The organism is Robbsia andropogonis (assembly GCF_034047095.1).
GTDB lineage: Bacteria > Pseudomonadota > Gammaproteobacteria > Burkholderiales > Burkholderiaceae > Robbsia > Robbsia andropogonis.
In genome coordinates this window covers 227,452-241,409 of record NZ_CP139166.1, presented here as the reverse complement: position 1 = coordinate 241,409, position 13,958 = coordinate 227,452, and the positions used below count along the sequence as shown (strand labels likewise).

The following is a 13,958-nucleotide window of genomic DNA, read 5'->3' as shown; positions in this document are numbered from 1 at the left end:
GTGCGCACCGGATTGCTCCGCAAAGCGACGACCGAACGCAACATCACAAGGGCGACAGTTGGCGTTGCAGAAAAATCAGCGCACGCGTGATCGTATCGTCGAATGGTCCGGCATTGGCGTTATCGACATGACCATCAACGCCGTTATCGGCCAGCATCGGCGCGGCACCAGTTTGCATCGGCTCGCGCGTCTTTACCGGTAACGGCGTGTGACGACGATAGAATCCGTGATCCTCGCCTGGATACGCTTGCACATTGCAGATGGCATCCGCATCACGTGCCCGCCCGCAAAATGTCCTCACCGTCTCGATCGAAACGCGGCGGTCGTTCTCCCCGTGGAAGATCATGGTAGGAGGCAATGCCTTCACCGATAACGCGCTCGGGGAAATCTGCCGAGCCAGCGGCTTCAGATACCATCGCGCCGGCGTGACCAGATCCACAACCGGATTGAACAGAATCAACGCCGCAGGTTTCTTTTCGGGGCGCGCTTCCATCGCCGTCACCAACGCCAACTGTCCTCCTGCCGATCCGCCAGACAAAACGATGCGTGAGGGTGCGATACCCAATTCGCCAGCGTGTCTCCTGACCCATTTATAGGCGGCGCGCGCATCCGCCACCGCCGACAGCGGCGTGGTGCCATCGCGGCAACTGACCCGATAATCGGCAATGATCGAGACATACCCTCGTGCTGCGAAAGCGTGAGCTTGATCGACAAATGACGTGACGGAGCCGCTGCGCCAGCCACCGCCGAAGAAGAACAGGATGGCGCTCGACGGGACCGCGTTTGGTCTCGCCGGCTGAAACACGAACAGCCGTAATGGCCGATTCGACGCGGTGCGGTAGATGATGCTTTCCGCATCCGGCAGGGTCTCCGGCGCGGGCCCGACTTCCTTGCAGGCACTCTCGCCCGGTTCCAGGGTAAATCCAGGCAGGACGCTCCGCGAACGGGCCTGCTGCAAGGTCGTGGGCACGTCGCTATCGTTGCGCATGTCTCCCTTCGAGCATGCGCCCAATACCAGGACACTGCTCAAGAGGCAACAGACAAGACGCATCGCCGATGACCAAGCAGCTCCCGGCCCATATTCAATAGCACGTATAGCGGCGACATTCATCGGATGCCCTAGCGCGCTTTTCTGCTCGCCGACATCCCTGATCACGTCACGCTCGTCCACAATCTACTCGCTTTCGTTCTTGCGTCGGCACGAAGCCGATCTTTACGGCCGCTGGCCGCGCACGGTCCCTGCAAGGCGCGACAATAACGCCTGCTTGCGAAAATGCGCCAACATCTTCCTCACACCATCCCGGCCAGACCAACTGTATCCGACGATAGCGGAAAACAGGCAGAGACGCATCAGGGGCATGCCCTGCACACGCGCCGCGTCCCAAAAACAACAATGTACCCCTTCATCCGCGGCACGGTACGCGCACGCTGCTCTGCCAAAGCCCAGCGTAATCGCCCCTTTCTTGCGACGCTGCATGGACGTCATGACCGCGTTACGTGTTACGTAACGCGCAGGTAACGCGGCGCATGGCGTGCATATCGTGGGAAGGGCGCGGCGCCCGCCGCCTTCGCCGGGAGAGGAAACGGGACGCGGCGATGAGACCTATTCAGCGCCGCGTCAAGCGTGGTGTGTCAGGCGGAACGTCGAGACAGCGTCCGTGAGCTGACGTGTCTGCGTATGCAGGGAGGCAGCGGCAGCAGCGGCCTCTTCGACCAGCGCTGCATTCTGTTGTGTCATCTCGTCCATTTGTGTGACAGACTGGTTGATCTGATCGATTCCCTCGCTTTGCTCCTGCGACGCCGAACTGATTTCACGGATCACGTGGGAAACACGCGCGATGGCATCCGCGACTTCCTTCATCGTCGCACCAGCGCGTCCCGCACGCTCCGATCCGTCCCGTACCTGTTCCGCCGAAGAATCGATCAACGACCGGATCTCCTTCGCCGACTGCGCGCTACGCTGTGCCAGTGCGCGCACCTCGCCCGCCACGACCGCAAAACCGCGCCCCTGTTCGCCAGCACGCGCAGCTTCCACCGCCGCATTCAAGGCAAGGATGTTGGTTTGAAACGCAATGCCGTCAATCACGGCAATGATTTCCCCGATCCGCGCGGAGCTGGCGGCAATGTCGCGCATCCGCGCTACCACATCGTCCACTGCCCGCGCGCCGCCGGAGACCACATCCAGCGCGGTACTGGCCAACGCATTCGCCTGTGACGCATGCTCGGCGTTCTGCCGCACGGTCTGGGTGATCTGCACCATTTGACTGGCGGTCTCGCCTAGCGATGCGGCCTGGCTCTCGGTCCGCGCCGACAAGTCCGCGTTACCAGTGGCAATTTCGTCGGCGCCCAGATTAATACCATGGGCCGTGTCGCGCACCGTCTGCACCGTACCGGCAACGCTATGCTGCATCGCCCGCAACCCAGCGAACAGCCGGCCGATTTCATTGGTGCCGCGCTCGGGAACGAGTGTCACCAGATCGCCCTTCGCAATCCGCTGGAAATGCGCGCCCACTTCGTCGAGCGGTTGCACGACCTGGCGGCGCAGCATCGCGAACACGATCGCGATGACAGCCACCAGCGCCAACAGAATCGCGCCGCCAATCAGGCGAAACGCACGCAAACGCGCGTCCACCGCCTCGACATAACGTTGACTGGCCTCGTTGCCGAATGCCACGAACTTACCCTGCGTCGCAAGATACCGATCCTGAAACCCTTGCGTCGGCTGATCGAGGAAAGCCTGCAAGTTGTTGTTGTCGAGATAGCCGACAAGTTCGGAAAGCGCCTTGTGATAGGCGCGATAGTTTTCCGTCAATCCATCGGCGAGCTGCGTGTTCTGCATATCGATTTTCGGCGCCGTCGAGAATGCATCGAATGCCTGCCCTGCCGCCTCAAGCTGCTCTTTCGCGTGGCCGACAATATCGAGTGGCTCCGGCTTACCACCGATCATCCGCGTTCCTGCCCGGGAGAGATTGATCCGCGCATCCATCAGATGCTGGGTGGCGTTGTTGATTTCGTTGACTTGCCGGAGTGCAATGCTGGACAGATTTCCTACATCGTCATGCGCCCGTGTCAGCGCGACGAACCCGACATAAATCGTCACAACCTGGAGAATAAAAAAGAGGCAGAGCACGGTCAGTAGACCGCGCGACAAACTCAGTCGTTGAAGCATGGCGTGAAAGAGAGGAAAAACGATCTCGGGTGGGATACCCAGCATGCGCGATACCAGGGTTAACGGCAATTCACCCCGCTCCTTGAGCCCGTGCACGCATGAAGACCGTTACGAACGGATACTGCCATGAAAGGAAAGTTCGACCGAATCCGTATCTTAAAAAACAATTATTACCGTCATTACGTCCGATTTAACGATATGATTTTTATAGAAAATCCATAATATGTTACAAAATGAAACAGGCATCTGATTCGCCCTTCAGTGCCCGGGAATCACGTCGTATACCGTGCATGGAAGACACATTTCAGTGCGTGAACATCTGAAAAAAGACCGCGGCGAAAGAAAAGGTCGCGTGAATCCATTCGGTAATCGAAGTTATCGCACTCCCGACCAACATCCTTACTTCGAATGCGGTCACGAAAGTGACACGCTATTGCGAGCAAGATGGGTGCCGCAATATACCGTCCGGGTTGGGTGGACGATAAGCCCATATTGTATTGAACAAATCAAGCAGCCAATGGCGAAAATGGACAGCGTTACGCAGCAGGATGTCAGTCTGGGGGAGGACGCGTCGGCGGCAGCCCAATCGATGTCGAGCCGATTGCCGATATTAGCGGTAGGGAGAGAACGGATTCAGATCGCGGACCGCATGGAAAGCGATCAGCACACGGTGACGTCGGCACAGCTGATCACGCAGCGCGTACTGGATACCGTAAAAATAGCGATGTCGATGCAAGCCCCACCGCCACGCATTATGCGTACGGTGGAATAGAGAAACATCGCTGCCTTTCGATCAACGCACCATACAGGGGCGCTTGTTATCGAATTGCCAGTTCGGCACCAGATACTGCATGGCGACGCTGTCATCACGCGCACCCAGACCATGCTGCAAATACAGCGCGTGGGCTTTTTCCAATTCGTCGTAGTCGACTTCGACACCGAGTCCCGGCGTTTGCGGTACGACAACCTTGCCACCAACGATCTGGAACGGCGCACGCGTCAGGCGCTGCCCGTCCTGCCAGATCCAATGTGTATCGATTGCCGTGATCTTGCCTGGCGCGGCGGCAGCCACATGCGTGAACATCGCCAGCGAGATATCGAAGTGATTGTTCGAGTGCGAGCCCCAGGTCAGCCCCCAGTCCGCACACATTTGCGCAACCCGTACCGAGCCCTGCATCGTCCAGAAATGGGGATCCGCCAGCGGAATGTCGATGGACTGCAACTGCACCGCATGGCCCATTTGACGCCAGTCCGTCGCAATCATATTCGTCGCTGTCGGCAGACCTGTCGCACGCCGGAACTCAGCCATCACTTCACGTCCGGAATAACCGTCCTCGGCACCGCAGGGATCTTCCGCGTAGGCCAGCACGTGATGTTGGTCTCGACAGAGACGGATCGCCTCGGCCAATGACCAAGCACCATTCGGGTCCAGCGTGATCCGTGCATCAGGGAAGCGCTCGGCCAGCGCGGTTACCGCCTCGATCTCCGCGTCGCCACTGAAGGCGCCGCCCTTCAACTTGAAATCGTTAAATCCATACCGTGCATGCGCGGCCTCGGCCAGTTTGACCACGGCCTCGGGCGTCACGGCTTCCTCGGTGCGCAGGCGTTCCCATTCGTCGGCCGGATTCGCCGACGTTGCATAATCGAGCGGTGTCCTGCGCCGATCACCGATATAAAAGAGGTAGCCGAGCATCTCCACTGCGTCGCGTTGCTGCCCTTCACCCAATAACGCTGCCACCGGCACGCCCAGATGCTGTCCAAGCAAGTCCAACAGCGCCGATTCCAGTGCGGTAACAGCGTGAATCGTCGTACGTAAATCGAAAGTCTGTAAGCCGCGACCACCTACGTCGCGATCCGCAAACGCAATCCGCGCCTTGTTCAGCAGGCCACGCATGTCGCCAATCGACTGACCGATCAGCAACGCACGCGCATCGTCAATCGTCTGCCGGATCTTTTCGCCGCCCGGTACTTCCCCCACGCCGGTGTTCCCCGCGCTATCCTTCAGCAAAACGATGTTGCGGGTGAAAAAGGGACCGTGTGCCCCGCTCAGGTTGAGCAGCATGCTGTCGCGTCCTGCAACCGGGACGACCCGCAGTTCAGTAATGGTCGGTGCGCCCTTTGCGGCGATCGTGTTGGCGGTCATCTGGCAATCCTCGCGTGTTGTCTTGTGTCGAGCGCGAAAGGTCCGCAGCCTGTGGTAGCACATCGCAGGCGTACTCGAATGTGTGACATGACTTCTGTTGTCCGACAACGATTGTAGCGAATTTGACTTTTTCGGCCAACGACGCGTTAACCCTGAGCTTTAAGCCAATCGAACAGCTATAAATGCGCGATATGATGTCTTAAATACACCCACTTATTATACGATGTCGTATAACTATTTACTTTATTCTCGGCGTTGCTGGCGCGTGCTGCTGACCGAGAAACAAGGTCGCCTCGGTCTTCTTCGGAAGAAGTCATGACTTCACTGACCGATAAGGTGTTTGCCGCCTTGATGTCAGACATATCGGATGGCCGGTTACGACCAGGAATGCGGCTACCCACCGAAAACGGCTTGATGCAACGGTTCTCGGTAAGTCGGTCCGTGATACGAGAGGCAATCTCGCGGATGCAAGCCGAGCGGACCCTTGAGACGCGACATGGCGTGGGCAGTTTCGTTCTGGCGCCGCCAGCCCGGGCGGTCATGCTTGATTCTCCTCCCCAGACAACGCTCGTGGACGCATTTGCCATCCTTGAATTTCGCACGGAAATTGAATGTGCGGCGGCGGCTTTCGCCGCGCTACGGCACACCAATGCGCATCGGCGGCAGATGGCAGATGCGCTCGATCAGTTCGAGCAAGCACTATGCAACGGGAGCACCGACGTGGTGGCGCACGACATTGCGTTCCACTCCGCAATCGCGGCCGCCAGTGGCAATCGTTATTTCCTGGATGTCCTGCAACAAATGGGCCGTGGCGTGAGCCCGCGTTCGCAATTGGCGGCGAGGGAAATCGCCGCGCTGGATCGCGTCGCGCTTTTACGAGACGTTCTACGGGAACACCGGCTGATCGAGAAGGCTATCGTACGCCGCGATGCCGATGACGCCCGCGCAGCGATGCGCATGCACTTGGCGCACAGCCGTGAACGACTGAGGATCGCAGCAGGATTAGCGCAAGGCGTTTGAAGCCGTGCCGTCCTCAAACGCCTTGCGCCGCGCCACTGACCATCGCCAGGATCATGTCGTTCAGCCGCGTCAAAGCGAACGGCTTGTGCAGAACACGTGCATTCGAAATGCCGTCCAGCGCCGCTGTATCCGTGTAGCCGGTGATCACCAGCACCTGCAACTCCGGGTGCAACTTCTGCGCGGCGCGGGCCAGATCAGCGCCGTTCATGTTCGGCATCGAATAATCGACAAGCAGCACATCGGGCCGCGCCAGAGTCATCAATTCGAGGCCGCGGACGCCCGAGGATGCCTCCGTCACCGAGAAATTCTCACTCTCCAGACCCGCGACCAATGAATCACGGACATTGTCATCGTCATCGACGAGCAATACCTTGATTCCGCTACCTACTCCTTGCATTGCCTTCGCGGCGATAAGCGTGGCCGGATGCACAGCTTCCGTGGACTCCGGCGCGGCGGCCACTGGGAAGAACAGACAGAATGCCGTGCCCTCGCCCGGTGTGCTACGCACCTTCACGGCACCACCGCATTGATGCGTGATACCCCAGACTTGCGACAGGCCAAGACCCGTCCCCTTGCCCACCGGCTTTGTCGTGAAAAAGGGATCAAAAACCTGATTCACCAGCGTCGGTGCGATACCCACGCCCGTATCGCTGACGCACAGCTCGATATAGTCACCGGGCGTCAAGTCGGCAGGCAAGTCGTTGTCACGAGGCGCATACGTGCTGATCGTGATGCGTCCGCCTTTCGGCATGGCGTCGCGTCCGTTGCTGACCAGGTTCAAAATGGCCAGCTCAAGCTGATTCGGATCCGCCATCAGATACGCCCCGGGCGCGCCTGGCACGAACCGCATCTCCTGCGTTGCATCGAGCGAATGCCGCGCCAGCGTCGCCAATTCCTGAATCAGTTGATCGACACACACTGGCTGCAAGGTAAGTTTCTGCGTCCTGGAAAACGCCAGCAACTGACTCGCGAGACGCGTACCGCGCTGCGTCGCGCCCAAGGCATTGGCAACAAATCCATGGGCGGGGTGACCCGCATCCAATTGCCTGTTCGCTAATTCGAGATTGGCACTCAAGCTCATCAACAGATTATTGAAATCATGCGCGATGCCGCCAGTCAACCGCCCCACCGCCTCCATCTTCTGCGCCTGCGTCAATGCCTCTTCCGCGCGTTGTCGTTCACGTGCCTCATGCCGCAGTTCGTTGTTGGTCCGCTCGAGCTCCGCCGTACGCGCGGCCACGACGTGCTCCAACTCCTCGTGACTGCGCGCCAGCCGCGCCTCGGCCTGCCGCAGCCGGTCATTGGTCGCGGCAACCGCGACCAATTCGTCACGAATTTGAAATTGGCGCCGGCGCCCGGTCAACGCGGCTTCAATGGCGCTGACAAGAACCAGCGCGCTCATCGGGCGCTCGATGTACACCACATTCGTCATGCGCTTCGGCAAGCGTGCCGCAAGCCGTTGCTGGATCGAGGAATCAGCGCGGCTACGTCGCGCCAAAACGATAAAAGGAATGTCCGACCAAGGCGGCTGCGCATCAAGACGCTTTTCCAGTGCCGCCAGATCAATGCTGGCCAAGGCTTCGTCGGTCAACAGCACCGCACCGCTCGCTTCATGCAGTTGTTCCAGCAGCCACTGCGAGGTAGGGCACACCACCGGATCGATATCCAGCGTACCAAGAATATCGGTAAGGATCGCGGCATCGCGACCATACGGCGCCAGAACAATGACCTGTCGCGAAAAGGGAACCATTATCGACCACGTGCCTCGTCTTCTGGCTCTTGCAGCATGAGCGCACTCGGCGCGCCAGTATAAGTCGGCGTGCCGGTCAGGATGCCATTGAAAGACACCAACGGTGCACTGATGTCGATGCCGGCGGTGCTGACGACCAATTCACGAATCGTGTCCTCATGCTGGTTTCCACGATTCTTGATAACGGATAACGCCTTGCGCACACGTCCGTTGGCTTCGAAGAAGCGCAGCAGAATGACCGCGTCTGCAATATAGCTGATGTTGATCGTGCCCACGCTCATGCTGCCAACCAACCCCATTTGCGGGACGATCAGGAAAGTGGCAACGCCTTGCTGATTCAGAAACGACAGCAATTCGTGCAGTTGCAGCACCAGCTCTTTTTCCTGCGGCATGGCAGAGACATAGCCGTTCAGGCTGTCGATCAAAATCACCCGGGCATGGTTCTCCCGCACCTCGCAACGCACCATCGTCGTGAATTCCCCAGGAGAAATTTCCGAGGGATCGATCTGGCGGATATGCAGGATCCCCGAGTCGATATGCCGCTGGAGGTCGATGCCGACACAACGCGCTCGGACCAGCATCGTGCCGATCCGTTCATCAAATTCATACACGACGCTGCGCTCGCCGCGTTCGCATGCGGCGGCGATATATTGAAGCGATAACGTCGTCTTGCCGGCACCGGCCGGACCGGTAATCAACGTACTGGTGCCGCGTAGCGGACCACCACCCAGAAGCGCGTCGAGCTGCGCATGGCCGCTGGCCAGCGGGTTGTCGTCAAACATGACATGGTGCTCCGATGCAATCAGGCGCGGGAACACTTTCAGCCCTCCCTTCCGGATCGCATAATCGTGGAATCCTTCGCGAAACGCACTGCCGCGCAATTTCTGCACCTGCAAACGCCGACGCGCGATACCAAAATCAAGTGCCAGACGCTCCATCGTCAGCACGCCGTGCGCAAGACTATGTAAATCCAGGTTATGGCCGTTGGGTGCGGTCATATCGTCCATCAGCAGCACCGTCACGTTTTGAGAAGCGAAAAACTGCTTCAGCGAGAGGATCTGCCGACGAAAACGCTGCGGCTCCTGCGACAGCAAACGCAGTTCAGACAAACTGTCGAAAACAATGCGCGCCGGGGCCGTCGCCTCTACCTGCGCGGAGATCATTTTCACAACCTCGGTCAACTCCGCTTCCCACGAGTGCAGGATCGACTGATTGTCGTCGAACCGCATCGCGGCGCCAGACTCCCCCAACTCGAACAGCGTGATGCCATCGAGCGACCATCCATGCCCGCGCGCGACCTCGTCGAGCTCCTCCACGGTCTCCGACAACGTGATGTACAGGACCTTTTCACCCTTTTCCAGGCCGTCGCGCAGAAATTGCAAGCCAAATGTCGTCTTGCCTGTTCCTGGGGTACCCTCTACCAGATACATCCGACGCGGGGGCAAGCCGCCATGCAGGATATCGTCGAGTTCCGCCAGTCCGGTTGATACGCGGGTATTCGTGCTATTCATGTGCATCTGTAAACAAGGCAGGTTTTGAGGCCCGGATCGTCGCACTGTCGGCGTTTCCAGTGACAGCTGGGCGCTTGGAGCAAGACCCATGCATGTTATATGAAGGCACGAAGCAAGAAGGCGGCCATGATCAGAACGCCCGGCGACGCGAAAACGCGGCCCCGTGTTCGGCAATCTGATCAAAATCGACGGAACGGCGCTCGAAACTGCGAGTCTACACGCGGCGGTAAACTTCACCGCAATTTATTGCGTGTGGCAAAAAAACGATGCCAATGCGCACATCCGCGGCGTTTCCGGCAGGATTTCGCGCAACGGTTCGTTGCGTCGCGATCATCACGGCATTCAACATGGCGGCAAGCACGGTGACTGCTTGGTCAATCACCCCCCCTTGACCAAGCGCGTGGTTATTGTCCATGGGAACCGCAGGCACGCGACGAGTGCCTTGAACTGTTACTTCGCATCCGGCAATGCATATGCGATCACGTAATCGCCGAGCTTTGTACCGAACGATCCATGTCCACCCGCAGCGATAACGACGAACTGTTTACCGCCCGCTTCATAGGTCATCGGCGTGGCCTGGCCACCGGCGGGGAGGCGGGCCTGCCATAACGCATCACCCGTATTCGTGCTGAATGCCCGGAGATAATTGTCCGCGGTCGCCCCGATGAAAAAGACATCGCCGGCAGTTGTCATCGGCCCACCCAACATTGGCATCCCCATCTTGAAAGGCAATGGTATCGGCGAGCTGTCGCGCACGGTTCCGATACGCTTTTTCCAGACGATCTGGTTGGTCTTCAGATCAACTGCCGAGATGTAACCCCAGGCCGGTTCCTTGCAGGGAAAACCGAGCGGCGACAGGAACGCGTTCAACTTCACGCCAAACGGCACGCCATATTGCGGTTGCACGCCGGACTCGCTTCCCGGACCGCCCTTGTCACCCGCTGGTGGCGCGATCGGATTATTCGGTCCACGCGGCACCAATTGTGAGACGAACGGCAATGCAATAGGATTCGCGATGGCGATTTGACGATCGGTATCCACCGCCAGCCCGCCCCATTCGAACATGCCCAGGTTGCCCGGGAACACCAACGTACCCTGTTCCGAAGGCGGCGTGAATGTACCCTCATAACGGAGGCGATGGAACATCACGCGACACATCAACTGGTCAAACATTGTCGCACCCCACATGTCGGCGCCCGTCAATTTCTTGCTCGGACGGAAGGTGAGTTCGGAAAACGGCTGCGTTGGCGATACATGGTCGCCGGCGGCCGCGCCCTGCGGTACAGGCTTTTCCGGAGCAGGAACGACGAGTGCACCCGTACGACGGTCCAGCACGAAGATATTTCCTGTTTTTGCCGGGGCATACACCACGGGCACCACGTTGCCGGATTTGTCCGTGATATCGGCAAGGGTGGGCTGCGCCGGCAGATCCATATCCCACAAATCATGGTGTACGGTCTGGTAGAACCAGGCGAGCTTGCCGGTAGAGGCGTGTAACGCCAACAAGCTGCTGGCGTAGCGCTCCTGTTCCGGAGTGCGGTTGCCGCCCCAGATGTCCGGCGTGCTCACCCCCATCGGAAGATACACGAGATCCAGCTTGGCATCGTAGACAGCCGGCGCCCAGGAATTGGGCGAGTTCAACGAATAGTGCCCGCCTGGCGGCAGCAACCGGTTCGGGTCCTTGGAACCCGGATCAAATGCCCACACCAGCTTGCCGCTTTCGACGTCGAAACCGCGAATGACGCCGGATGGCTCACGCGTGGAATAATTATCCGTGACTGCACCGGCCACGATGATCACCTTGTCGGTCACCACTGGCGGCGACGTCGGCTCATATTGTCCGGCGGTGGTAACCGGTTGACCCGCCTGCAAGTTCAGGTCTCCCTTGTCGGCAAAGTCCGGGCATAACTGCCCCGTTTCCGCATCTAGCGCGTAAAGATGACCGTTGTTGACCGGTAGAAAGATACGGCGCTGGCAAATCGCGGCGCCTGACCCCGCTGCGTCGGCAATGGGAACCGTGGGCCCACTTGCGATGGGTGCCGCGACAGCAATTGCGCCTGAAGCAGGCGCATTCGTGACCGCACCACCCATCGCCGCTGCACCCGTCATCTCGTGATAGGAAACGCCGCGACAAGTTACGTGCTGGAAGCTGGGGTTCGTCTGCAAGTGCGGGTCGAATCGCCAGACTTCCTTGCCCGATGCGGCATTCAATGCAAACAGGATCTGGTGCGGAGAGCACAGGTACAGCAAATTGCCGACCTTGATCGGCGTCACTTCATCCGTGATCTCACCCGGGTCCGACGCGCGCTTCATATCGCCCGTACGGAACGTCCACGCCACCCTCAAATCCCTTACATTGTCGGCATTGATCATCCGCAAAGGCGAATAGCGCGTACCAGTCTGCGTACGTCCGTAGGCCGGCCAATCGCCCGAGGCCACGCCATCCTGCGAGGAGAGCGCCGCGGAAGCCGTTTGTTGCGGCAATATACCGTTGATTTCCTGCGGGTCATTGAGCACCGCATACGCCAATACCACCGCGCTTACCCCGATGCTGCCGATCAACGCAAACATCGGCCGTTTCCGACTGCTCGACAGCGTCCGATACACGAACGGCAATACCAGCCATACGCCGAAGATCACTAGCACATCAAGGCGCGGTGCCAGCGCCCAGAAATCGAAGCCTGCCTCCCAGACGGCCCAGACTGTCGTGCAAAGCAACAGCAGCGAGTACAAGACAAGTGCGGCCCCCTGCCGCTTCGCCAGCATCGCCGCTACTACAAGCATCACAATCCCCGTAATCGCGTAATACGGCGACCCTCCGATCATGCACAACCAGACGCCACCGGCCAGCAGATACAGCCCGGTAAGCACGGCAAAAATCACGCTGAGAAGACGCGGCACGCCGGAAGGCGCTTCCTTCTTCATGAGAACCTCGTTTTTCAATATTGGATAAACCGGACGATCTGCGGAACGCTGGACGCGCGCAGACGGGTAGGGGCGCCCCAATGGAGCAACGAACCGCCATTTTTCGAAATAATGATATTGTCTGAGTTTCTATGCACTTCTGATCATTATCCTACCGGGCTTCGGAAAAAAGCGTACGCCCATATCACAGGGCGCGGCAGTAGTGGCAAACACCCTTGCTGCACTAGACAGCAACGAGATGCAAGGTTAACGTAAGAAAAATACCAATAACGCTTATGCACGGTTCTATTTCATACAATACGCTAGTGCGATAAAGAACGTAGTAAATGCACTCGATTTTAGAAGTTGATTGCAAAATGACGTTTCGAATTTTCATAACCCGTTCGAATAACGATTGCGGGCTGTATGCCTAATGTGAAAATGCGGTTGCCAAGGTCAATTCGAGACCTCCTACAGCGCATGCGCAGCAGCAACATGCGGCTTCGGCACATGATTGCATGTACACGGCAAGGTTCAACTGCACAGTTTTTATTACCGCACTACGCCGGTTGTCTCGTGCATTGCGAACAAAGCGACTCCCCTCTCCTGCCCGCGAAATCCTGAAACATGAGAAGCGCCGTCAGGCATGAGAAATGCTTATTTGTATTCCCAGGTCGCCACACGCATTGTCCCAATGCGGTTGCCGTGCCCTTAGAACAATATTCAAATGAATACCGCGACTGAAGTATCGAGGAGAGCACCCGTGTTTGATCGTAGTACGCGCGCCAGACGCGCCCAATCCCTGTCGCTACCGCGCTCTCAGGCGCGCAATCAATCCGCCATGGACTTTCGACGCAGCAAGCATGTACTGAGCGAATCGGCACGGCCACCTTATTCACCGGCCGTGCTGGGAACGGCAGCATTTGCCGCGCTGGGGCTGAGCGGCTTGGCCGCTTACGGTGCATGGCGCGGCTGGCAGTCGGCACGCCCCAGTGGCAACCGGGCCGTGCCGCAACCCGTGAAGCCGGTCGATATAGCGCGTTACGCAGGGCGTTGGTACGAATGGGCGCGCTACGAGAATCGCTTTGAGCAAGGATGCGAACGGGTGACGGCGGAGTATCGGCCAACACGCGACGGTATGCTGCGCGTTGTCAACACGTGCGGCTGTCACCCCGATGCCCCATCCGCGCACCGCAACGAAGGTAAGGCAAAAATTGTTGCTGGCAGCCGTAACGCCAAACTGAAGGTCTCGTTCTTCGGCCCGTTCTACCTCGGCAATTATTGGATCCTAGATCATGACGACGACTATCAATGGTCCATCGTTGGCGAACCGAGTGGGCGCTATCTCTGGTTGTTGACGAGAGAGGCTGTGCCAGATGAGCACATCATCGCGGTCCTGATGAGTCGTGTCGTCGCCATGGGTTACGACACGACATTGTTACGCCTTACGATGCAGTAAAA

At 58.6% G+C, this 13,958-nt stretch carries 11 protein-coding genes; 4 read left to right on the top strand and 7 right to left on the bottom strand.

Annotated elements, in window-relative coordinates; all coding sequences use genetic code 11:
• Nucleotides 1–43 precede the first annotated feature (43 nt).
• The 3 genes from SJQ66_RS06245 to SJQ66_RS06235 all read right to left on the bottom strand — a co-directional run bounded on the left by SJQ66_RS06245 (nt 44) and on the right by SJQ66_RS06235 (nt 3,169).
• The gene (locus tag SJQ66_RS06245; protein WP_081765092.1) at nt 44–1,171 is read right to left on the bottom strand and encodes an alpha/beta hydrolase; all 1,128 of its coding nucleotides are present in this window, start codon (nt 1,169–1,171) and stop codon (nt 44–46) included.
• 42 nt (nt 1,172–1,213) lie between these two features.
• A complete protein-coding gene (locus SJQ66_RS06240; RefSeq protein WP_320534094.1) occupies nt 1,214–1,486 on the bottom strand; it encodes a hypothetical protein in 273 nt (90 codons plus the stop codon).
• 132 nt (nt 1,487–1,618) lie between these two features.
• Nucleotides 1,619–3,169: a methyl-accepting chemotaxis protein gene (locus SJQ66_RS06235; protein ID WP_036011909.1), complete on the bottom strand. Its 1,551-nt coding sequence runs from the start codon at nt 3,167–3,169 to the stop codon at nt 1,619–1,621.
• A gap of 517 nt (nt 3,170–3,686) precedes the next feature.
• Here SJQ66_RS06235 and SJQ66_RS06230 point away from each other — a divergent pair.
• The gene (locus SJQ66_RS06230) at nt 3,687–3,941 is read left to right on the top strand and encodes a hypothetical protein (RefSeq protein WP_024904888.1); all 255 of its coding nucleotides are present in this window, start codon (nt 3,687–3,689) and stop codon (nt 3,939–3,941) included.
• A 21-nt stretch (nt 3,942–3,962) separates the two neighbouring features.
• Here SJQ66_RS06230 and gudD read toward each other — a convergent pair whose 3' ends face one another.
• Nucleotides 3,963–5,312 carry a glucarate dehydratase gene (gene gudD / locus SJQ66_RS06225; protein ID WP_024904889.1) on the bottom strand — a complete coding sequence of 450 codons (1,350 nt, stop codon included), beginning with the start codon at nt 5,310–5,312 and terminating at the stop codon, nt 3,963–3,965.
• Nucleotides 5,313–5,627: 315 nt separating this feature from the next.
• Here gudD and SJQ66_RS06220 point away from each other — a divergent pair, with 315 nt between their 5' ends.
• Nucleotides 5,628–6,332: a FadR/GntR family transcriptional regulator gene (locus SJQ66_RS06220; protein WP_024904890.1), complete on the top strand. Its 705-nt coding sequence runs from the start codon at nt 5,628–5,630 to the stop codon at nt 6,330–6,332.
• A gap of 13 nt (nt 6,333–6,345) precedes the next feature.
• On the opposite strand, the gene SJQ66_RS06215 is transcribed toward SJQ66_RS06220, so the two are convergent.
• Both SJQ66_RS06215 and SJQ66_RS06210 read right to left on the bottom strand, forming a co-directional pair.
• Nucleotides 6,346–8,082, bottom strand: a complete 1,737-nt coding sequence (locus SJQ66_RS06215; RefSeq protein ID WP_024904891.1) for an ATP-binding protein — start codon at nt 8,080–8,082, stop codon at nt 6,346–6,348.
• Entirely contained in the window at nt 8,082–9,593 is a 1,512-nt protein-coding gene (locus tag SJQ66_RS06210) for an ATPase domain-containing protein (protein WP_320534093.1), read from the bottom strand. Before SJQ66_RS06210 ends, SJQ66_RS06215 begins: the two co-directional genes overlap by 1 nt.
• Before the next feature lie 163 nt (nt 9,594–9,756).
• Between SJQ66_RS06210 and SJQ66_RS06205 the strand changes: the two genes are divergently transcribed.
• Complete coding sequence (locus tag SJQ66_RS06205) at nt 9,757–10,080, top strand: hypothetical protein (RefSeq protein ID WP_320534092.1); 324 nt, start codon at nt 9,757–9,759, stop codon at nt 10,078–10,080.
• On the opposite strand, the gene SJQ66_RS06200 is transcribed toward SJQ66_RS06205, so the two are convergent.
• Nucleotides 10,044–12,518, bottom strand: a complete 2,475-nt coding sequence (locus SJQ66_RS06200; protein WP_253464340.1) for a glucose/quinate/shikimate family membrane-bound PQQ-dependent dehydrogenase — start codon at nt 12,516–12,518, stop codon at nt 10,044–10,046. The two genes, SJQ66_RS06205 and SJQ66_RS06200, sit on opposite strands and share 37 nt — an antisense overlap.
• 742 nt (nt 12,519–13,260) lie before the next feature.
• On the opposite strand from SJQ66_RS06200, the gene SJQ66_RS06195 reads away from it, so the two are divergent.
• Nucleotides 13,261–13,956 (top strand): lipocalin family protein, encoded by a 696-nt coding sequence (locus SJQ66_RS06195; RefSeq protein WP_320534091.1) that lies wholly within the window; start codon nt 13,261–13,263, stop codon nt 13,954–13,956.
• The last annotated feature ends 2 nt before the right edge of the window (nt 13,957–13,958 follow it).

Coding starts and splice junctions, on each gene's coding strand:
- SJQ66_RS06240 (WP_320534094.1), bottom strand. CDS start 1,486: ATGACGTCCATGCAGCGTCGCAAGAAAGGGGCGATTACGCTGGGCTTT.
- SJQ66_RS06235 (WP_036011909.1), bottom strand. CDS start 3,169: ATGCTTCAACGACTGAGTTTGTCGCGCGGTCTACTGACCGTGCTCTGC.
- SJQ66_RS06230 (WP_024904888.1), top strand. CDS start 3,687: ATGGCGAAAATGGACAGCGTTACGCAGCAGGATGTCAGTCTGGGGGAG.
- gudD (WP_024904889.1), bottom strand. CDS start 5,312: ATGACCGCCAACACGATCGCCGCAAAGGGCGCACCGACCATTACTGAA.
- SJQ66_RS06220 (WP_024904890.1), top strand. CDS start 5,628: ATGACTTCACTGACCGATAAGGTGTTTGCCGCCTTGATGTCAGACATA.
- SJQ66_RS06215 (WP_024904891.1), bottom strand. CDS start 8,082: ATGGTTCCCTTTTCGCGACAGGTCATTGTTCTGGCGCCGTATGGTCGC.
- SJQ66_RS06210 (WP_320534093.1), bottom strand. CDS start 9,593: ATGAATAGCACGAATACCCGCGTATCAACCGGACTGGCGGAACTCGAC.
- SJQ66_RS06200 (WP_253464340.1), bottom strand. CDS start 12,518: ATGAAGAAGGAAGCGCCTTCCGGCGTGCCGCGTCTTCTCAGCGTGATT.